At 67.6% G+C, this 19,143-nt stretch carries 17 protein-coding genes and 1 pseudogene; 12 read left to right on the forward strand and 6 right to left on the reverse strand.

Annotated elements, in window-relative coordinates; all coding sequences use genetic code 11:
* Positions 1-15 precede the first annotated feature (15 nt).
* Entirely contained in the window at positions 16-1,161 is a 1,146-nt protein-coding gene (locus tag ABQF13_RS14785; protein ID WP_448393490.1) for an alpha/beta hydrolase family protein, read from the forward strand.
* Here the strand turns inward: ABQF13_RS14785 and ABQF13_RS14790 are convergent.
* Genes ABQF13_RS14790 through ABQF13_RS14805 form a run of 4 tightly spaced genes read right to left on the reverse strand, consistent with a single transcriptional unit; the run spans position 1,151 to position 6,538 of the window.
* Positions 1,151-2,818: an oligopeptide ABC transporter substrate-binding protein OppA gene (locus ABQF13_RS14790; protein ID WP_448393491.1), complete on the reverse strand. Its 1,668-nt coding sequence runs from the start codon at positions 2,816-2,818 to the stop codon at positions 1,151-1,153. The two genes, ABQF13_RS14785 and ABQF13_RS14790, sit on opposite strands and share 11 nt — an antisense overlap.
* 11 nt (positions 2,819-2,829) lie before the next feature.
* Positions 2,830-4,674 carry an oligopeptide ABC transporter ATP-binding protein OppD gene (locus ABQF13_RS14795; protein ID WP_448393492.1) on the reverse strand — a complete coding sequence of 615 codons (1,845 nt, stop codon included), beginning with the start codon at positions 4,672-4,674 and terminating at the stop codon, positions 2,830-2,832.
* Entirely contained in the window at positions 4,671-5,564 is an 894-nt protein-coding gene (locus ABQF13_RS14800) for an oligopeptide ABC transporter permease OppC (protein WP_448393493.1), read from the reverse strand. Before ABQF13_RS14800 ends, ABQF13_RS14795 begins: the two co-directional genes overlap by 4 nt.
* Positions 5,561-6,538 (reverse strand): oligopeptide ABC transporter permease OppB, encoded by a 978-nt coding sequence (locus ABQF13_RS14805; RefSeq protein ID WP_448393494.1) that lies wholly within the window; start codon positions 6,536-6,538, stop codon positions 5,561-5,563. The genes ABQF13_RS14800 and ABQF13_RS14805 overlap by 4 nt, the downstream gene beginning before the upstream one ends.
* 137 nt (positions 6,539-6,675) lie before the next feature.
* Between ABQF13_RS14805 and ABQF13_RS14810 the strand changes: the two genes are divergently transcribed.
* The 6 genes from ABQF13_RS14810 (at position 6,676) to ABQF13_RS14835 (ending at position 13,070) form a co-directional block, all read left to right on the forward strand.
* Complete coding sequence (locus ABQF13_RS14810; protein WP_448393495.1) at positions 6,676-6,933, forward strand: hypothetical protein; 258 nt, start codon at positions 6,676-6,678, stop codon at positions 6,931-6,933.
* Between the two features lie 102 nt (positions 6,934-7,035).
* Positions 7,036-7,740, forward strand: coding sequence for a response regulator transcription factor (locus ABQF13_RS14815; RefSeq protein ID WP_448393584.1), 705 nt, complete (start codon positions 7,036-7,038; stop codon positions 7,738-7,740).
* A complete protein-coding gene (locus ABQF13_RS14820) occupies positions 7,718-9,250 on the forward strand; it encodes a sensor histidine kinase (RefSeq protein ID WP_448393496.1) in 1,533 nt (510 codons plus the stop codon). The genes ABQF13_RS14815 and ABQF13_RS14820 overlap by 23 nt, the downstream gene beginning before the upstream one ends.
* A gap of 124 nt (positions 9,251-9,374) precedes the next feature.
* Entirely contained in the window at positions 9,375-10,628 is a 1,254-nt protein-coding gene (locus ABQF13_RS14825) for a bifunctional glycosyltransferase family 2/GtrA family protein (RefSeq protein WP_448393497.1), read from the forward strand.
* Between the two features lie 16 nt (positions 10,629-10,644).
* The gene (locus tag ABQF13_RS14830; protein ID WP_448393498.1) at positions 10,645-12,534 is read left to right on the forward strand and encodes an ArnT family glycosyltransferase; all 1,890 of its coding nucleotides are present in this window, start codon (positions 10,645-10,647) and stop codon (positions 12,532-12,534) included.
* Between the two features lie 44 nt (positions 12,535-12,578).
* The gene (locus ABQF13_RS14835) at positions 12,579-13,070 is read left to right on the forward strand and encodes a beta-class carbonic anhydrase (protein WP_448393499.1); all 492 of its coding nucleotides are present in this window, start codon (positions 12,579-12,581) and stop codon (positions 13,068-13,070) included.
* Between the two features lie 86 nt (positions 13,071-13,156).
* Here ABQF13_RS14835 and ABQF13_RS14840 read toward each other — a convergent pair.
* Positions 13,157-13,557 (reverse strand): annotated as a pseudogene (locus ABQF13_RS14840) (PaaI family thioesterase).
* A gap of 233 nt (positions 13,558-13,790) precedes the next feature.
* Between ABQF13_RS14840 and cysD the strand changes: the two are divergent.
* The 4 genes from cysD (at position 13,791) to ABQF13_RS14860 (ending at position 18,149) form a co-directional block, all read left to right on the forward strand.
* Positions 13,791-14,777 carry a sulfate adenylyltransferase subunit CysD gene (gene cysD / locus ABQF13_RS14845; protein WP_448393500.1) on the forward strand — a complete coding sequence of 329 codons (987 nt, stop codon included), beginning with the start codon at positions 13,791-13,793 and terminating at the stop codon, positions 14,775-14,777.
* The gene (cysC, locus tag ABQF13_RS14850) at positions 14,777-16,669 is read left to right on the forward strand and encodes a sulfate adenylyltransferase subunit CysN (RefSeq protein ID WP_448393501.1); all 1,893 of its coding nucleotides are present in this window, start codon (positions 14,777-14,779) and stop codon (positions 16,667-16,669) included. Before cysD ends, cysC begins: the two co-directional genes overlap by 1 nt.
* 28 nt (positions 16,670-16,697) lie before the next feature.
* A complete protein-coding gene (locus tag ABQF13_RS14855) occupies positions 16,698-17,432 on the forward strand; it encodes a 3'(2'),5'-bisphosphate nucleotidase CysQ (RefSeq protein WP_448393502.1) in 735 nt (244 codons plus the stop codon).
* A gap of 240 nt (positions 17,433-17,672) precedes the next feature.
* Complete coding sequence (locus ABQF13_RS14860; RefSeq protein WP_448393503.1) at positions 17,673-18,149, forward strand: Rrf2 family transcriptional regulator; 477 nt, start codon at positions 17,673-17,675, stop codon at positions 18,147-18,149.
* 7 nt (positions 18,150-18,156) lie between these two features.
* Here ABQF13_RS14860 and ABQF13_RS14865 read toward each other — a convergent pair whose 3' ends face one another.
* The gene (locus tag ABQF13_RS14865) at positions 18,157-18,549 is read right to left on the reverse strand and encodes a VOC family protein (protein WP_448393504.1); all 393 of its coding nucleotides are present in this window, start codon (positions 18,547-18,549) and stop codon (positions 18,157-18,159) included.
* A 65-nt stretch (positions 18,550-18,614) separates the two neighbouring features.
* Between ABQF13_RS14865 and ABQF13_RS14870 the strand changes: the two genes are divergently transcribed.
* Positions 18,615-19,142, forward strand: coding sequence for a GNAT family N-acetyltransferase (locus tag ABQF13_RS14870; protein ID WP_448393505.1), 528 nt, complete (start codon positions 18,615-18,617; stop codon positions 19,140-19,142).
* The last annotated feature ends 1 nt before the right edge of the window (position 19,143 follow it).

The following is a 19,143-nucleotide window of genomic DNA, read 5'->3' on the forward strand; positions in this document are numbered from 1 at the left end:
GGCACAATATTGGCAATGACGATGAACGCCAGGCGCCGGCGGATGCACGCCAAACTCGCGGCGCTGCCAGGGGTGCGTCCGGTCCGGCGCCCGGTGCGTAGCGGTGCCGACGACCGCTTCGACCTGTACTACGTGCGCGCCGGCCGTAAGTCGACGCATCCGCTGCTGCTCATCCCCGGCGGGCCCGGCGCCGCATCGGTGGCGCTGTACCGGGGTTTACGGCGTCGCGCCGCGGCCGCCGGGCTGGACGTGATCATGGTCGAGCATCGCGGCGTCGGGCTGTCCCGCCACGACGACAGCGGTGCGGACCTTCCGCCCGAGGCCATCACCATCGACTCGGTCGTCGACGATATCGCCGCGGTGCTCGACTCGCCGGTGCTGTCCGCCGCCGATATCCACGTGGTGCGCGACGCGATCCGACGGCTGCTGTGGGACGGCGAAGCCGCCGAGACCGCCGACCTGGCGCCGAAGGTGCGCCGACTCGTCGATGACGGCTTCTTGTCGCCTGCCGCCACAAACCTCGCCACCGCGCTCTACGGGTTCGCAGGCCCGGACCCGCTGGAGCGTCACCTCGATCTGCTACTCGCGGGTCGACGCCGGCTGTGGTCCGCCATGGAGCGGGCCGGCCGGTTCGTCTTCGACCGCAAGGCGCCGTATCGCAACGAACCCGACCTGGTGGCCCGCATCGCCTACCGGGAGCTCAACTACGGCGCCGCCCCCGACGGCCGACCACTGGACTCGGCGGTCGCCTACCGCGAAAACGCCTTGGGCGCGCCGGACTTCGTCGCCGAACCCTATGACCTGGCCAGCGAAATGCCGAACTTTCGCTGGCCTACGGTGGTGGTCTGCGGTGGCCGCGACCTGATCACCCCGCCGGCGGTGGCCCGCCGCATCGCCTCGCTGATACCGGATGCGGTGCTGGTCACCCTCGCGACCGCGGGCCACAGCATCGTGGACTCGCGCGAACGGGCGGCATTGGACATCATCGACGCCCTCTATGCGGGTTGGGCCCGGGGGCTGCCCGCTCGCTCGGCAACCCTGGATTCGCGACCGCCCGGGCTGGGCATCCGCGCCCTGCTATGGGGTATGGCGGCCGCGACGGCACTGGAGTCAGCGCTGCCCGGCGCAGCGCCACAAACCCCGCAGCGCGTTACTTCATGAAGCCGATCTTCGTGTAGTCCGCGTCGGCCAGGCCGAACGCGCCGAAGTTCGCCAAATCGCTTCGCACGGCGATGTTTCCGGTCGACTGTGTCAGCGGCAGGCTGAACACCTCTTCGAACAGCATCTTGTCCAGCTCGTTGGCCAGCGTGCGGGCCTTGTCCGGATCCAGTTCTGAGACCGTCTGTTCGATCTTCGCGTCGATCTCCGGGCTGCTGATCTTGCCGAAGTTGCTCTCGGCGTCGGTGCGGTAGATCTGCGTCAGGCTCGCCAACGGGAACGCGTCACCGCTCCAGGCGAATTGGGCGATGTCGAAGTTGCCGACGGTGACGAAGTCGGTGAAGAACCCGGCCGCCGGTCGGACGTCGAGCTCGAGTTTGACGCCGATCTGAGCCAGGTTGTTCTGCGCGATCTGCCCGTACTGGCGGGTGCCCAGGGAGTCGAACAGCACGTCGCGGATCACCAACTGACGACCGTCCTTCTCGCGGAACTGCCCGTTGAGTGTCCAACCCAGCTCGTCGAGTTCCTTTCTGGCCTGCTCCGGATCGAATGCGACGACCCCGCTGTTGTCCTGGTAGCCTTCCTGGCCGGCGACGAAGATGTGGTTGTTCAGCGGCACCGGGTTGTCGGCCAGCCCGCGCATGGTCACCGCGGCGATCGTCTCGCGGTCGATGCCTTTGGCGATCGCTCGGCGCAGCGCAGGATCTTCCAGGATCTTGCCGGGCGCCCCGTTGAACGTGAAGTGGTACCAGGCCAGCCCCGGTGCGCGCCGGATCGCGATATCGGCGGTGCGCCGGGCGATCTCCATCTCGTCGAGCGTGGCCAGGCCGGTGGCGTCGATGGTGTTGTTCTGCAACGCAGGTATGCGCGCGGCATCGTCGAGCACCAGGAAGGTGATGCGGTCCAGCAGCGGCGGCGCACCCCACCATTTCGGGTTGCGGGTCAACGTGATTCGCTTGGCGCCGCGGTCGAGCTCGGAAATGATGAACGGGCCGGCCGACGGGCCAGGACGGTCCAGTTGGCCGGTGTTGAACGCTTCCGGGGTGGCCGTCGTACTCTTCGGCGTCAGCACGCTGGTGCCGGCGAACATGCCCTGCCAGTCGGCCCACGGTTGGGCGAACGTGATCACGGCCTGCCGGTGGTCGACGCCCCGTTCGACCGAGGCGACCCGGTCGCTGCCGTTGGTCGCCGCGATGGCGAACTGATCGCTCTTACCGCTGGTGGCATCGATCTGGAATTTGATGTCTTCCCAGGTGATCGGTGTGCCGTCGCTCCACACCGCTTCGGGGTTGATCGTGTAGGTGACGATCTGCGGGTCGGTGCTGGTCAGCTCGACGCTGGTGAAGTAGTCGGTGTTGACCGTCGCCGAACCGTCGGCGGCGATCCGGAACGCGCGCGGCATCGTGGGCCGCATCAGCGAGGCGACATCACCGACGTTGCCGTCGATATGCAACGAGTTGAAGTTCGGCGGAAAGTCGTTGAGCGCCAGCCGCAGATTTCCGCCCTCGCGCAGGTTCTCCCGCGGTTGCGGATTGATGTCGTTGGTGGTGCCGACCTCGGCCTCCCCGCCAGCCGACGGGGCTTCCTCGTTGCCGCTGGAACAGCCGGACAGCACCAGCGCAGTTGCCAAGGTCGCCACAGCGAAGCGTCGGATCTTCATGTCGCTCGACTCTAGCCCCGATTCACCTCGGGCTGCGGCACGGCAGCCAGCAACCTGCGGGTGTAGTCGTGGCGGGGGTTGGTGAAGACCTGATCACCGTCGCCCTGTTCCACGATGCTGCCCTTGTACATCACGGCGACCCGGTGGGCGAGGTGTTTGACGACGGACAGGTCATGCGACACGAACAGGTACGACAGCCCGAAGCGGTCCTGCAGGTCCAACAGTAGGTTGATGATGCCGGCCTGAATCGACACGTCCAGCGCCGATACCGGTTCGTCGAGCGCCAGAATCTTGGGTTGCAGCGCGAGCGCCCGCGCGATCCCGATGCGCTGCTTCTGCCCGCCGGAGAACTCCGCCGGATACCGGGCGGCGTCGTGGGCGCGCAACCCGACGATATCGAGCAGCTCACGGACCCGGTCTTCGGTCTCGCTCTTGCCGAAGCCGTTGGCCCGCAACGGCTCTGACAGCACGTCGGACACCGGCATCCGCGGGTCCAGCGACGCCACCGGATCCTGGAACACCACCTGAAGATCCCCGCGCAAGGACCGACGCGCCCGCCGATCCAACGATGCGACGTCGGACCCGAGCACCTCGATCGAACCCGACTGCGGGGCAGCCAGTTCCAGGATCTCGTGCAGGGTGGTCGACTTGCCCGACCCGGATTCGCCGACGATCCCCAGCGTGCGGCCGCGCGGCAGCTCGAAGCTGACACCGTCGACCGCGCGCACCTCACCGACCTGCCTGCGCAACACCACCCCCTTGGTCAGCTTGTAGGTCTTGACCAGGTCCTGCACCCGCAGCACGACGGGTACGTCCTCGGCGGGCTCAACCGCGGGCGGCTCGGTGGACACCCCGTAGAGTTCGGCGGCGCTGCGGCCGACGACGTGTTCGGTGCGGATGCACGCGGCCAGGTGATCGGGGGCTTGCGGGTTCACCGCGGCGAGCTCCGGTTCGGCGGCGCTGCACTCCTCGATGGCCAACGGGCAGCGGGGCGTGAACGGACAACCGGGCGGCAGCGCGACCAGCGACGGCGGCGCACCCGGTATAGGCACCAGACGCGAGCCCTGCGCGGCGTCGAGGCGCGGTACCGAGCCGAGCAGCCCGGCGGTGTAGGGCATCCGGCGGTTGCGGTACAGCTCCTCGACGGAGGCCACCTCGACGGCGCGGCCCGCGTACATCACCAGCGCGCGGTCGGCGAACTCGGCCACCACGCCCAGGTCGTGGGTGATGATCAGCACCCCGGCGCCGGTGACGTCGCGCGCGGTCTTGAGCACTTCGAGGATCTGCTGCTGCACGGTGACATCCAGCGCGGTGGTCGGCTCGTCGCAGATCAACAGGTCGGGGTCGTTGGCGATGGCGATCGCGATGACCACGCGTTGGCGCTCACCGCCGGACAGCTCGTGCGGAAACGCCCGCGCCCGCTGTTCGGGCTGGGCGATGCCGACCAGCTCGAGAAGCTCGACCGCACGGGTCCGGGCCGCCCGCCGGCTGGTGTCGCGCTGGTGGACGGTGATCGCCTCGGCGATCTGGTCGCCGACGGTGTAGACCGGCGTCAACGCCGACATCGGGTCCTGAAACACCGTGCCGATGGTCTTGCCCCGGATGTTCGACATCCGCGCGTCGGGCAGCCCGATCAGCTCGTCGTCGTGCAGCCGGATCGAACCGGACACCTCGGCGTATTCGGGCAGCAGCCCGACGACTGCCATCGCGGTGGCCGACTTGCCGGCACCGGATTCACCGACGAGAGCCACCACTTCGCCCGGCTCGACGGAGAAGTTCATGCCGCGCACCGCGTTCACCGAGGCGGTGTCCGTCGGAAACGCGACGGTCAGGTCGCGCACCTGCAGCAGGCTCACTTGCGCCGGCCCTTCCGCAGTGGCTGCGCGCTGGGATCGAGGGCGTCGCGCAGCCCGTCGCCAACCAGGTTGGCGCACAAGATGATCAGCACCAGCACACCGGCGGGGAACAGGAACAGCCACGGGAAGGTGGTCGCCGATTTGGTGCCGTCGGCGATCAGCGTGCCCAGCGACACGTCGGGCGGCTGGATACCGAATCCCAGGAAGCTCAAACCTGTTTCGGCCAGCACGGCCACACCCACGTTCAGTGCGGTGTCGATGATGATGATCGATGCGACATTGGGCAGGATGTGACGCAGGATGATGCGGTGGTCGCGCACCCCCATATACCGTGCGGCGGCGACGTATTCGCGGTCGCGCAAGCTCATCGTCAAACCCCGCACGATGCGGGAGCTGATCATCCAGCTGAACAAGGCCAACAACACGATCATCCACACGATGTCGCCCCTGGTGCGCTGGACGACGATCGTGATCAGCAGGAAGCTCGGCACCACCAGCATCAAGTCGACGATCCACATCAGGCTGCGGTCACGCCAGCCGCCGAAGTAGCCGCTGATCGTGCCGACCGCCGCGGCGATCACCGTCGAGATGAACGCCACGCAGACCCCGATGAGCATCGACTTCTGCATGCCGCGAAGCGTTTGCGCCAGCAGGTCCTGGCCCAGCGCGTTGGTGCCGAACCAGTGCTCGAGGCTGGGTGGCTGGCGCAGCGCGTAGTAGTCCAGTTCGTGGTAGCTGTGCGGCAGCAGGGGCGGCAGGGCGTAACAGCCGATGAACAGCAGCACGAGCAGCACCAGCGATACCACGGCGGCCTTGTTGCGCAGGAAGCGGCGCCACACCAGGACGCGCCGCGAGGCGAACCTGCGCATGTCCACACCGGATTCGGTCATCGCACCCGCACCCTCGGGTCGAGGGCGGCCAGGATGATGTCGGAGAGCACCCCGGCCACCAGCACGATCACCCCGGCGAACACCGTGATCGCGACGGTGATGTTGGTGTCTTGGGTGTTGACGCCGTGCACGAACCATTCACCGATGCCGTGCCAGCCGAAGATCATCTCGACGAACACCGCGCCGGTGAACAGTCCGGCGACGCTGTAGGCGAACAGCGTGGCCATCGGGATCAACGCGGTGCGCAGCCCGTGTTTGAACAGCGCCTGCTGCCGGGTCAGCCCCTTGGCGCGGGCGGTGCGGATGAAATCCTGGCCCAGCACGTCGAGCATCGCGTTGCGTTGGTAGCGGCTGTAACCGGCGATTGCGGTGAGCGCCAGCGTGACCGACGGCAACACCAGATGCTGTAGCCGGTCGAGGATCTGGTTCCACGTACCGACGATGGCGTTCGGCGACGTCTCGCCGATGTATTCGAACAACTGAAACCCGACCAGGCTGTTGACCCGCTCCGCCGACAGCATCAACAGCGGCGCCAACACGAATGTCGGCGTGCTGATGAGCAGAAACGACAACAGCGTGATGACGCGGTCGCTCATCTGGTACTGCCGGATCGCGCTCCACGCGCCGGCGATGACCCCGATGGCCGCCCCGAACACCGACCCGATGACCACCAGGCGCAGGCTGACCCCGATGCGCCGCCACAGTTCGTCGGTGACCGGCTGCCCGCCGATCGTGGTGCCGAAGTCGCCGCGGATCGCCCCGGACGCCCAGTGCACGTAGCGCACGGGTATCGGCTTGTCGAGGTTCAGCTCGAGCCGCTTGTTGTCGATCACGGCCTGCGGCGGACGCGGGTTCCGCTGCAGCAGGTTCTCCAACGGGTTGAAGGCCACCGAGGCCAACCCGAACGTCAGAAACGACGCCAGGACCAGCAGCACGACATAGTTCAGCAGCCGACGGGCCAGATACCGCGTCATGCGGTCGCTCCGTCGGTCCGCGCCATGACGCACAGGTTAGGAGATGGGCGGGGTACTGGCGGTGCGACGCGGCGTGCGACGGCGTTTGACCTGGACCGGCTTGGGCTATTCGTAGCGCAGGAGATCGGAGGTGTCAGGTGAGCGCGAAGCAGATCAAAGTCGTATCCGCGGCGGTCGGGGCGGCCGCCTTGCTGAGCATGGGTGCGCTCACCGTCGCGGCGGAGCAGACCAGCGCCGCAGAACCGTTGCCGCTTCAACCCGCGACGACCACGCCGCAGGCCACGCTGGGCGAGACCAGCACGGAGGCCCCAGCGCCGCGGGCGCCGGTGACGTCGGTCGCGACACCGTCGATCACCACGCCGCCGTCGACGATCGGGCAGGAACCCGCCGAGTAGATTCACAGCCGGCACATAGGAAACGCTCAGCCACCACCCATGCGCCGTGCGAATAATGAAGCCGTGCCAGCTGCAGACGGCTCCGTCAACGAGCGCATCGTCATGCGTCGGGCAGACGGGGAACCCATCCACGTGCTGGTGGTCGACGACGAGCCGGTGCTGGCCGATCTGGTGTCGATGGCGTTGCGCTACGAGGGGTGGGAGACCCTCACGGCCGGCGACGGAGCCAGCGCCATCGCGTCCGCCCGCCAGAACCCGCCCGATGTCGTGGTGCTCGACGTGATGCTGCCCGACATGAGCGGCCTCGATGTCCTGTGCCGGCTGCGCGAGCAGCTCCCCGGGCTGCCGCTGTTATTGCTCACCGCGAGAGATTCCGTCGAGGACCGCATCGCGGGCCTTACCGCGGGCGGTGATGACTACGTGACCAAGCCGTTCAGCATCGAAGAGGTGGTGCTGAGGCTGCGGGCGTTGCTGCGCCGCACCGGGGTGGCCAGTGAAACGGGCGGGGCCCAGATCGTCGTCGGCGACCTGGTGCTCGACGAGGACAGCCACGAGGTGACCCGCGACGGTGACCTGATCTCCTTGACCGCCACCGAATTCGAGCTGCTGCGGTTCCTGATGCGCAACTCCAAGCGGGTGCTGAGCAAGGCACAGATCCTCGACCGGGTGTGGAGCTATGACTTCGGCGGCCGGTCCAACATCGTTGAGCTGTACATCTCGTATCTGCGCAAGAAGATCGACAGCGGGCGCGAGCCGATGATCCACACCCTGCGTGGTGCCGGGTATGTCCTCAAACCCGCCCGTTGAGCGACGGTTGATGCGGCATCGCACGCCGCGGACATGGTCGCTACGGGCACGGCTGCTGGCCACCCAGATCATGTTGCTAGCCGTGGTGTGTGCCGCAATCGGAGTGGGCACCGTCACCGCGCTGCAACACTTCCTGACCAACCAGCTCGACGCGCAGCTGGCGGAAACCGGCCGTCGCTCCGCGGACATCTTCCAACTGGGCCCACCCCCGCCGGCGTTTCCCCACCCGCCCGGGCTTCCGCGACGGATGATCCCCCGCGACGACCGTGGCCCGGGACCCGCCTTTCTCAACGCGCCCGGTCAGGCTGCGCGGACGGTCGGTGCGGTCGTCTCGCGAGGCGCGCCCGTCGACGCGGCCGTCATCACCGCAGACGGCACACGTGCCCCGATCAGCACGCAGGCAACGCAACAGCTGGCGCGCGTCGCGCCCGACGACACGCCGACCACCGTCGAGCTCTACGGACTCGGCCGCTACCGCGTCATCGCCATGCCTGCGCATCGCCCCGGACAGACGATCGTGACCGGGTTGCCCACCTCCGACGTCGACTCCACGTTGCTGACGGTGGTGTTGATCTTCTGCGTGGTGGGTGCGTTGGCGCTGGTCGGAGGCACGACGGCGGGGATCTTGATCATCCGTCGCCAACTGGCGCCGCTGGCACGGGTTTCGGATGCGGCCGCGCAGGTGGCCGACCTCGAGCTCGACCGCGGCGAGGTGCGGCTGCCGACGCCGATCGTCGAGGTCGATCCGGCCGCCGCGCACACCGAAGTGGGGCAACTGGGGTCGGCGCTGAACCGGATGTTGGACCGCATCGCGTCGGCGTTGTCGGCGCGGCACGCCAGCGAGACGCGGGTGCGTCAGTTCGTCGCCGACGCTAGCCACGAGTTACGCACCCCGCTAGCCGCCATCCGGGGTTACACCGAGCTGGCGCAACGCAGGCGCGACGACGTGCCCGAGGACGTCGCACACGCGATGGGCCGGGTGGAGTCCGAGGCGCGGCGGATGACTCAGCTCGTGGAAGACATGCTGCTGCTGGCCCGGCTCGACACCGGTCGGCCACTGCAGCGGGAACCGGTGGACCTGTCGCGCCTGATCGCCGACGCGGTCAGTGACGCCCACGTGGCAGGCCCAGAGCACCGGTGGTTGCTGGACCTGCCGGACCAACCGGTCCTCACCGTCGGCGACGAGGCCCGGTTGCACCAGGTCCTCGCCAACCTGCTCGCCAACGCCCGGCTGCATACTGCGGCGGGTACCTCGGTCACCACGTCGCTGACCGTCACGGACGGTTCCGCGGTGGTGACGGTGGCCGACGACGGCCAAGGCATCCCGGACTGGCTGCAGCCGGAGATCTTCGAGCGGTTCGCGCGTGGTGACTCTTCGCGATCCCGGCGCGGCGGGAGCACGGGGCTGGGACTGGCAATCGTCGCGGCCGTCGTGAAGGCCCACCAGGGTCGCATCGCGGTGCACAGCGTCCCCGGTGATACGCGGTTTGTGGTGACGTTGCCGTACTAACTGTGCCGAGCAGACGTAAAAACCAAGGAGTCTCCTGCCGCGTTGGCCGCACGCACCCGAACTCATAGCGCACACACAGGTTGGGCCAACGTGGGACAAAACCTGCGCCTCGACCATTAGTGCCATGACAGATATCGCCCTGGACGGGCCGGCCTCCGAGCGCTCACGTTTCGAATCCCGACCCAACGCCGCAGCGGCCGCGCGTGCGGCGGGCGCACCGGTGCTGGACGTCGTGATCCCGGTGTACAACGAGCAGACCACCCTGGTCGCTTCGGTGCACCGGTTGCACCGGCATCTACAGGACGACTTTCCGTTTGCCGCGCGTATCACGATTGCGGACAACGCCAGCGACGATGGCACGGCGCGTCTGGCCGCTGAGTTGGCGGATGTACTCGAAGACGTGCGGGTGGTGCGGCTCGAGCAGAAGGGTCGCGGCCGCGCACTGCACGCGGTGTGGTCCGATTCCGACGCGCAGGTACTGGCGTACATGGACGTCGACTTGTCGACCGATCTGAACGCGCTCGCGCCGCTGGTGGCGCCGCTGATCTCCGGCCACTCCGACCTCGCGATCGGCACCCGGCTGGGCCGCGGCGCCCGGGTGGTACGAGGATTGAAGCGCGAGGCCATCTCTCGCTGCTACAACTTGATCCTCAAATCCACACTGGCGGCCGGCTTCTCGGATGCGCAGTGCGGGTTCAAGGCGATCCGCGCCGATGTCGCGCGGCCACTGCTGCCGCACGTCGTCGACACCGGCTGGTTCTTCGACACCGAACTGCTAGTGCTCGCTGAACGCAGCGGGCTGCGCATCCACGAGGTGCCGGTCGACTGGGTGGACGACCCGGACAGTCGTGTCGACATCCTGGCCACTGCGGCCGCCGACCTCCGCGGGATCGCCCGGCTGGTGCGCGGGTTCGCCGACGGCTCGGTGCCGGTGCACACCATCGCCGCCCAGCTCGGTGCGGCCGGCGAGCCTGCGCGCTCATTGTTCCGCCAGGTCGTGAGATTCGGGGCCGTCGGCGTCGTCTCCACGGCCGCCTACGTCGTACTGTTCCTGCTCCTGCAAGGCTGGTGCGGTGGCCAGCTGGCCAACCTGATCGCGCTGCTTGTCACCGCGATCGGCAACACCGCCGCCAACCGGCGGTTCACGTTCGGGATCGGCGGGCTGCGAAGGATGACTCGCCACCAGGTCGAAGGCCTGATCGTGTTCGCGATCGCCCTTGTCATCACCAGCTCATCGCTCGCCGTTCTGCACGCGGTCGTGCCCGAACCGCATGATCTGATCGAGCTGACGGTGCTAGTGGCGGCCAACCTGGTGGCGACGCTGGTCCGGTTCGTGCTGTTGCGCGGCTGGGTGTTCCATCCGCACCGGACCCGTTGACAAAAAGGAACTTTCGATGATATTGACCGCCGACGCGCGACCCGCCGTCTCCGGCACACGAACGGAAACCGCCCGTTGGGTGCGCCCGGGCTTGGTCGCCCTGCTCGTGGCGACCGCGGTGCTGTACCTGTGGGGCCTCGGCTCATCCGGCTGGGCCAACAACTACTACGCCGCCGCCGTCCAGGCCGGCACCCAGGACTGGAAGGCCTGGCTTTTCGGCTCACTGGATGCCGGCAACGCGATCACCGTCGACAAGCCACCCGCGGCGCTGTGGGTGATGGCGTTGTCCGGCAGGCTGTTCGGTTTCAGCGCGTTCACCATGTTGGTGCCACAGGCGTTGATGGGCGTCGGGTCGGTCGCGGTGCTGTACGCGGCGGTGCGCCGGGTGAGCGGCCCGGCCGCTGGCCTGATCGCCGGCGCCGCGTTGGCGTTGACGCCGGTCGCCGCGTTGATGTTCCGGTTCAACAACCCCGACGCGCTGCTGGTGCTGCTTCTCGTGGTGGCGGCGTTCTGCACGGTGCGAGCGATCGAAAATGCCGGCAACCGGTGGATTGTGCTGGCCGGCTGTGCGCTCGGCTTCGCCTTCCTCACCAAGATGATGCAAGCATTTCTCGTCGTACCCGGTCTGGCGCTGGCGTTTCTCGTGGCGGCGCCGGTGGGCCTGTGGCAGCGCATCGGCAAGCTGGCCCTCGGCGCCGTCGCGATGGTGGTCTCCGCGGGGTGGTACATCGCGCTGGTCGAGCTGTGGCCCGCCGGGTCGCGACCGTATATCGGCGGTTCGACGGACAACAGCCTGCTGCAGCTGGCGTTGGGCTACAACGGAATCGAGCGGGTTATCGGCGGGCAGGGACCGGGCGATGGCCCTCCGGGAGGGCCGGGAGGGCCGGGTAGCGGGCCGGGAGGGCCGGGCAATCTGTTTTTCGGCGGTGAACCGGGCATCGGCAGGATGTTCGGCGAATCGATGGGCGCCCAGGCCTCGTGGCTGTTGCCCGCAGCACTGATCGGGCTGGTCGCCGGCCTGTGGTTCACCCGCGGTGCCGCACGGGCCTCGGCCGTGCGCGCCGCGCTACTGCTGTGGGGCGGCTGGCTGCTGGTGACCGCGGTGGTGTTCAGCTTCATGGACGGCATCATCCACCCCTACTACACGGTCGCGCTGGCACCGGCCGTGGCAGCGCTGGTCGGGATATCGGTGCGAGAGCTGTGGCGCGACAGGGACTCTCTGGCGCCACGGACAGTGTTGGCTCTGATGTCCTCCGCGACGGGGACCTGGACGTTCGGGTTGTTGAACCAAACACCCGACTGGTGGCCTGTGTTGCGTTGGATCGTGTTGTCGGGATCGATCGCCACGGCGTTGGTGCTGGTTCTGGGTGCCCACCGGCTTGGTCGCATGACCGTCGGATTGGGTGCAGCGGCAGTTCTTTTCGGTGTCGCAGGTGGCGGTGCGTACACGGTGGCGACGGTGGCCAATACTCACGTCGGTCCGATGGCGATGGCGGGGCCGAGCGGCAGCCACAGCCGCAGTGACGACACGCCCCGGTTTCCCGGTCCCGGCGAGCCAACCGGCGCTGTCGTCAACCCGGCACTGGCGGACATGATCCGGAGCGCGCGGACACGTTGGGCGGCTGCGACTGTCGGGTCGATGACGGCGGGCAGTCTCGAGCTGAAAACGGGTGCCTCCGTGATGGCGATCGGCGGCTTCACCGGTGCCGACAATTGGCCGACCCTCGCACAGTTTCAGAGCTTCGCCGCCGACAACCAGGTGCGTTATTTCATCGCCGACCACCACGACCGCCCACCCGGCCCCCGGTCGGGAAGTGCGCACGAGATCGAGACATGGGTGCAGATGAACTTCACCCCGATCGATGTCGCTGGCACCACCGTGTATGACCTCACTCGATCCACGTGATCCAATCCGGCCGCAGCGCCCCACCACCGGGTTAGAGTCCAACTGTGTCCGTGATCGATGAGTACCTGAAGAACAACGAGGAATACGCGAAGACCTTCTCGGGTCCGTTGCCGATGCCACCCAGCAAGCATGTGGCGATCGTGGCGTGTATGGATGCCCGCCTCAATGTCTACGCGATGCTCGGCATAGGCGACGGCGAGGCGCACGTCATCCGCAACGCCGGCGGTGTGATCACCGACGACGAGATCCGCTCCCTGGCGATCAGCCAGCGGCTCCTCGGCACCAGGGAGATCATCCTGATCCACCACACCGACTGCGGGATGCTGACGTTCACCGACGACGAGTTCAAGCGGTCGATCCAGGAGGAGACCGGCATCAAGCCCGGGTGGGCGCCGGAATCGTTCCCCGATCCGGCCGAGGATGTGCGTCAGTCGCTGCGCCGAATCGAGGCCAGCCCGTTCGTCACCCTGCACGAATCGGTGCGCGGCTTCGTCTTCGACGTCGCGACCGGAAAGCTCAACGAGGTCAGGTTGTAACTTCTTTGGCGCGAGTGTGCGTGTTACGCCCGACACGCCGCGAGTTTTCGAGAGTTTGCGCACGCTCACGCCAAGACGAACGCGCGCTATCCGATCTCGTAAGTCGCGATCGCCCTTTGCCGCCGGCCCGCCGTCAGTGTCGACGATGTCGACCTCGCAGTCGACCAGTGCCTGCCCGCGGCGCAGTACCCGCCCGATCGAGAGCAGATCGCATTGCCGCGCCGGGGCCAGAAAGTGCACCGACATCGAGGTCGTCACGCCGCGCAGCGAGTCGGGCAGTTCGGCCTGCGCCCACGCCGCCGCCATCACCGCGACGTCGGCGAGCGATGCGATCGCGCCGCCGTGCACCATGTCCGAGACCGTCGCATTGGACGGATCCCATGGCAGCCGCAGCCGCGCCTCCTCACCCGCGAATTGCTCGGCGACGATCCCGAGCGTGGCCACGAACGGAGACTGGGGGAGGAGACTGGGGGAGGAACTGTGCCATGACGTCGGCGCCGGTTCGCGGCGGGGTAGCGGTGCTCACAGCTCGAGTATCGGCGGAATTCCGACCGGCTCACCTACCTCACATGTAAGCGTGCGGCAACAGGTTTCCCTGCCCACGTGGCGGTCGAGCGTGCACGAACTCTCAGAATATCGCGGCGTGTCCGGCGCGGACACGCACACTCGCGCAACAGTTGGCGCACCCCGCGTTGACACCCGTGATGGCCCGGGTGTCTAATGTCGGGTAATGATCGTAAATATGGTCATTTCAACCAACTTTACGAGGAAATGATGACCGTCATCGACGAGACCGAGCGCGCCAGCGCGGGCCGCTACGAGCTCAGCCACCTGCGGGCCCTGGAGGCCGAGGCCATCCACATCTTCCGAGAGGTGGCCGCGGAGTTCGAGCGGCCCGTGCTGCTGTTCTCCGGCGGTAAGGACTCCATCGTGATGCTGCACCTGGCGATGAAGGCGTTCAAACCCGGCCGGCTGCCGTTTCCGGTGATGCACGTGGACACCGGCCACAACTTCGACGAGGTACTGCAGACCCGTGACGAACTCGTCGCCGAGCACGGGGTGCGCCTGGTCGTGGCGAAGGTGCAGGACGACATCGACGCGGGCCGGGTCGTGGAGAACGGCTCGTCGCGCAACCCGCTGCAAACCGTGACGCTGCTGCGCGGCATCCGGGAGAACAGGTTCGACGCCGCGTTCGGTGGCGCCCGCCGCGACGAGGAGAAAGCCCGCGCCAAGGAACGGGTGTTCTCCTTCCGTGACGAGTTCGGCCAGTGGGATCCCAAGGCGCAGCGACCCGAACTGTGGAACCTCTACAACGGGCGCCACCACAAAGGCGAGCACATCCGGGTGTTCCCCCTGTCGAACTGGACCGAGTTCGACATCTGGTCCTACATCGGCGCAGAGAACGTCAAGCTGCCATCGATCTACTACGCGCACCCGCGCAAGGTGTTCAAGCGCGACGGGATGTGGCTGGCCGTGCACCGGCATCTGCAGCCCCACGACGACGAGGAGATCGTCGAGAAGACCGTCCGGTTCCGCACCGTCGGCGATGTCACCTGCACCGGCTGCGTGGAATCCACGGCGGCTACGGTGGCTGAGGTGATCGCCGAGACGGCGGTGTCGCGGCTGACCGAACGCGGCGCGACCCGCGCCGACGACCGCATCTCGGAAGCCGGTATGGAAGACCGCAAGCGCGAGGGCTACTTCTGATGACCACCACCGATACGCAGCACGCCGCGGCCACTGTCGCGCTCCCGTCTGCCACCCTGCTCCGGATCGCCACGGCCGGCTCCGTCGACGACGGTAAGTCCACGCTCATCGGGCGGCTGCTGTTCGACTCCAAGGCCGTCATGGAAGACCAATTGGCTTCCGTCGAGCGGACTTCCAAGGAACGCGGACACGACTACACCGACCTCGCCCTGGTGACCGACGGCCTGCGCGCCGAACGCGAGCAGGGCATCACCATCGACGTCGCGTACCGCTACTTCGCAACGCCCAAGCGCAAGTTCATCATCGCCGACACCCCTGGCCACATCCAGTACACGCGCAACATGGTCACCGGGACCTCGACGGCACAGCTGGCGATCGTGTTGGTCGACGCGCGCCACGGCCTGCTCGAGCAGTCCCGCCGGCACGCGTTCCTGGCGTCGCTGCTGGGCATCCGCCACATCGTGCTCGCGGTGAACAAGATGGACCTGATCGACTGGGACAAGGCCAAATTCGACAAGATCCGCGACGATTTTCACGAGTTCGCCGCGCGTCTGGACGTCCACGATGTGACGACGATTCCGTTGTCGGCGCTGCTGGGCGACAACGTCGTCACCAAGTCGGAGAACACACCGTGGTACGAGGGTCCGTCGCTGATGACGCACCTGGAAGAGGTGTACATCGGCGGCGACCGCAACCTGGTCGACGTCCGCTTCCCGGTCCAGTACGTGATCCGGCCGCAGACCCACGAGCATCGCGACCACCGCAGCTACGCGGGCACGGTGGCCAGCGGCGTGATGAAGGTAGGGGACGAGGTCGTCGTGCTGCCGGGGGCCAAGTCGTCGCGCATCGCGGCGATCGAGGGTCCCGGCGGGCCGGTCGAGGAAGCGTTTCCGCCGATGGCCGTTTCGGTCAGCCTCACCGATGACCTCGACATCTCGCGCGGTGACCTGATCGCGCGGCCGAACAACCAGCCGCGGGTGGCCCAGGAATTCGACGCGACCGTGTGCTGGATGGCTGACCAGTCCTCGCTGGAGCCCGGCCGCGACTACGTGATCAAACACACCACCCGCACCACCCGGGTCAAGGTGACGGGGCTGGACTACCGGCTCGACGTCAACACGCTGCATCGCGACAAGTCCGCGACCGCACTGAAACTCAATGAGCTGGGCCGTATTTCGCTGCGCACCCACGTGCCGCTGCTGCTCGACGAGTACAGCCGTAACGCGACCACCGGGTCGTTCATCCTGATCGATCCGGCGACCAACGGCACCGTGGCGGCCGGCATGGTGCTGCCGCACGTGGCGTCGCGCACCTCGAGCCCCAACACCGTGCGCCACGAGTCGCTGTGCACGGCGACCGACCGGCTCTCGACAGGGCGCACGGTGTGGTTCACCGGGTTGTCCGGCTCGGGCAAGTCGTCGATCGCGGTGCGCGTTGAGCAGAAGCTGCTCGAAAAGGGCATTCCGGCATACGTTCTCGACGGCGACAACCTGCGGCACGGGCTCAACGCCGACCTCGGGTTCTCGATGGCCGACCGCGCCGAGAACCAGCGCAGGCTGGCCCACGTCGCCGCGCTGCTGGCCGAGTCCGGTCAGGTGGTGCTGGTGCCCGCGATCAGCCCGCTGGAAGAACACCGCGCGCTGGCGCGGCGGGTGACCAACGAAGCCGGCCTCGACTTCTTCGAGGTGTTCTGCGACACCCCGATCGAGGACTGCGAGCGGCGCGACCCGAAAGGCTTGTACGCCAAGGCACGTGCCGGTGAGATCACCCACTTCACCGGGATCGATAGCCCGTATCAGCGGCCGAAGAAGCCCGACCTGCGGCTCACCCCCGACCAGGGCGTCGACGAGCACGCGGACATGGTGGTCGAACTCCTGGAAGGCAGGCGATGAGCCGCTTGCGCGAAGAGCAGAAGGAATCGTGAGCGGCGACCACGGCGTCGCCGCGCGACTGGCCACCGGCGCGGGCAGGTTGCTGCTGAAGGTGCGCGAGGAATTCGCCGATGCCAGCCAGGCCGAACGGAAAGCCGCGGGGGACAAGCGCTCCCACGATTACCTGATGGAGGCGCTGGCCACGGAATGTCCGGGTGACGCGGTGCTGTCCGAGGAGGGCGCCGACGATGCGGTCCGCCTGAGCGCCGAGCGGGTGTGGATCGTCGACCCGCTCGACGGCACCCGGGAGTTCTCCGAGCCGGGGCGCGACGACTGGGCGGTCCACGTGGCGCTATGGGAATCCGGGGCACTGGTCGCCGGCGCTGTTGCGCTTCCGGCGCAAGGCATCACGCTGGCCACGCCGACGGTCGGTGCGCCGGAAAGCTCGGCGGCCAAGCCGAGGATCGTGGTGTCGCGCACCCGGCCGCCGGCGCTCGCGTTGGCCGTGCGCGACGCGCTCGACGGCGAACTGGTCGAGATGGGTTCGGCGGGCGCCAAAGTCGCGTCGGTAGTGCAGGGACGTTCGGACGTGTACGTACATGCCGGGGGCCAGTACGAGTGGGACTCCGCGGCGCCGGTGGCGGTGGCGCGCGCGGCGGGTCTGCACACTTCGCGTATCGATGGGTCGCCGCTGGTGTACAACCAGGCCGACCCGCTGCTGCCCGACCTGGTGGTGTGCCGACCGGAGCTGGCCGACGCGGTCCTCGCCGTGACGCGCAACTGAGGGTATTATCGCCCAACGGGACATTTGGGCGGAAAAGTGCGAGTAAAACCCGCCGAAACGTCGGTCTCGGCAACAGCCGAACACCAGTAGGCTCGGCGACATGACTGGGCTGGTCCTGATCGACTGCCAGGACACCCCGTGCCGGCTTCGGCCGTGCATACGGCCAGCCTCGCCGCGGCCGCCGACACGTTCGCCGTGGTCGTTCCGGCCGCATCGGACATCCCCGACTAGCCTGACCTGATGCGGATGTCGGCCAAGGCGGAGTACGCCGTGCGGGCGATGGTCCAATTGGCTACAGCCGACGACGGAGCTGTGGTCAAGACCGAGGATCTGGCGAAGGCGCAGGGCATCCCGCCGCAGTTCCTCGTCGACATCCTCACCGCCCTGCGCACCGACCGGCTGGTCCGTAGCCATCGCGGTCGCGAAGGCGGATACGAATTGGCCCGGCCTGCAACCAGTATCAGCATCGCCGACGTACTGCGCTGCATCGACGGGCCGCTGGCCAGCGTCCGCGATATCGGTCTCGGTGACCTGCCGTACTCGGGGCCGACGGCGGCGTTGACCGATGTGTGGCGCGCGCTGCGCGCCAGCATGCGATCGGTCCTGGAGGAAACCAGCCTGGCCGACGTCGCCGCAGGCACGTTGCCCGCCCACGTCGGCAAGCTCGCCGACGCCTACCGCCGTCAGGAGTCCACACGCGGGCACTCCGTCGAGTAGCGGCTGATCAGCCCGCGCCCGAACCGTACGGCCGGGTGAGAATCTCCAGGTAGTGGCCGGCGGGATCCAGGAAGTACACGCCGCGGCCGCCGTCGTTGTGGTTGATCTGGCCGGGGCGCGTTCGGCGGGGATCGGCCCAATGCTCCATGCCGCGCGCCTGAATACGCCCGTAGATCTCGGAGAACTCGTCTTCAGAGACCAGGAACGCGTAGTGCTGCGGACGGATCTCCTGGCCCTCCGGCATGTCGGCGTAGTCGAGGCTGACGTCGTGGTTGAGCGTCACCGCCATGAAATGACCGAACGGTTGCGGATCGGGCAGCCCGAACAATTCGGTGAGAAACGCCGCCGACTGGGTCTTGTCTCTGGCGGCGACGATGGTGTGGTTGAACGTGATAGCCATACGAGTCCAGTCAACCACCGCAGCGCACCCCGCGCCAGGAGCCGACGAAAGGCGATGATGGAGACATGACAGATCCGGCGGTGTTGCGCGGGCCACGGGTCACGCTGCGCGCGCCCACGATCGATGACGCCGAGCCGCTTTTCGAACGCGTCACCTCCCACCCGGAAGTGTCGCGCTACATGGCATGGCCTACGCATCCCGACGTCGCCGAGACTCGTCGCGTGATCACCGAAGTGTTCAACGCGGGCGGTGAAACCACGTGGCTCATCGACCTGCGCGGCGGCGGCCCCATCGGCGCGTGCGGCTGGCACCACCCGAGCCCGCACAGCATTGAGTTCGGCTACTACCTGGGCCGGTGGTGGTGGCGTCGAGGCTTGATGTCCGAGGCGGTGTCGCTGCTGCTCGGGGAGGCCCAGCGCGACCCTGCCGTGTACCGCATCTGTGCGCACTGCCACCCCGACAACACCGCGTCAGCACGGCTCCTAGAACGCAGCGGGCTGAAGCTCGAAGGCCGGCTCGCTCGATATGCCGTGCTACCCAACCTCAGCGATGAGCCACAAGACTGTCTGCTGTTCGCCAAGGCCGTGCGGTAGC

It is taken from the genome of Mycolicibacterium sp. XJ879, assembly GCF_053483935.1.

Coding starts and splice junctions, on each gene's coding strand:
- ABQF13_RS14785 (WP_448393490.1), top strand. CDS start 16: ATGACGATGAACGCCAGGCGCCGGCGGATGCACGCCAAACTCGCGGCG.
- ABQF13_RS14790 (WP_448393491.1), bottom strand. CDS start 2,818: ATGAAGATCCGACGCTTCGCTGTGGCGACCTTGGCAACTGCGCTGGTG.
- ABQF13_RS14800 (WP_448393493.1), bottom strand. CDS start 5,564: ATGACCGAATCCGGTGTGGACATGCGCAGGTTCGCCTCGCGGCGCGTC.
- ABQF13_RS14805 (WP_448393494.1), bottom strand. CDS start 6,538: ATGACGCGGTATCTGGCCCGTCGGCTGCTGAACTATGTCGTGCTGCTG.
- ABQF13_RS14815 (WP_448393584.1), top strand. CDS start 7,036: ATGCGTCGGGCAGACGGGGAACCCATCCACGTGCTGGTGGTCGACGAC.
- ABQF13_RS14820 (WP_448393496.1), top strand. CDS start 7,718: ATGTCCTCAAACCCGCCCGTTGAGCGACGGTTGATGCGGCATCGCACG.
- ABQF13_RS14825 (WP_448393497.1), top strand. CDS start 9,375: ATGACAGATATCGCCCTGGACGGGCCGGCCTCCGAGCGCTCACGTTTC.
- ABQF13_RS14830 (WP_448393498.1), top strand. CDS start 10,645: ATGATATTGACCGCCGACGCGCGACCCGCCGTCTCCGGCACACGAACG.
- cysD (WP_448393500.1), top strand. CDS start 13,791: ATGTCGGGTAATGATCGTAAATATGGTCATTTCAACCAACTTTACGAG.
- cysC (WP_448393501.1), top strand. CDS start 14,777: ATGACCACCACCGATACGCAGCACGCCGCGGCCACTGTCGCGCTCCCG.
- ABQF13_RS14860 (WP_448393503.1), top strand. CDS start 17,673: ATGCGGATGTCGGCCAAGGCGGAGTACGCCGTGCGGGCGATGGTCCAA.
- ABQF13_RS14865 (WP_448393504.1), bottom strand. CDS start 18,549: ATGGCTATCACGTTCAACCACACCATCGTCGCCGCCAGAGACAAGACC.
- ABQF13_RS14870 (WP_448393505.1), top strand. CDS start 18,615: ATGACAGATCCGGCGGTGTTGCGCGGGCCACGGGTCACGCTGCGCGCG.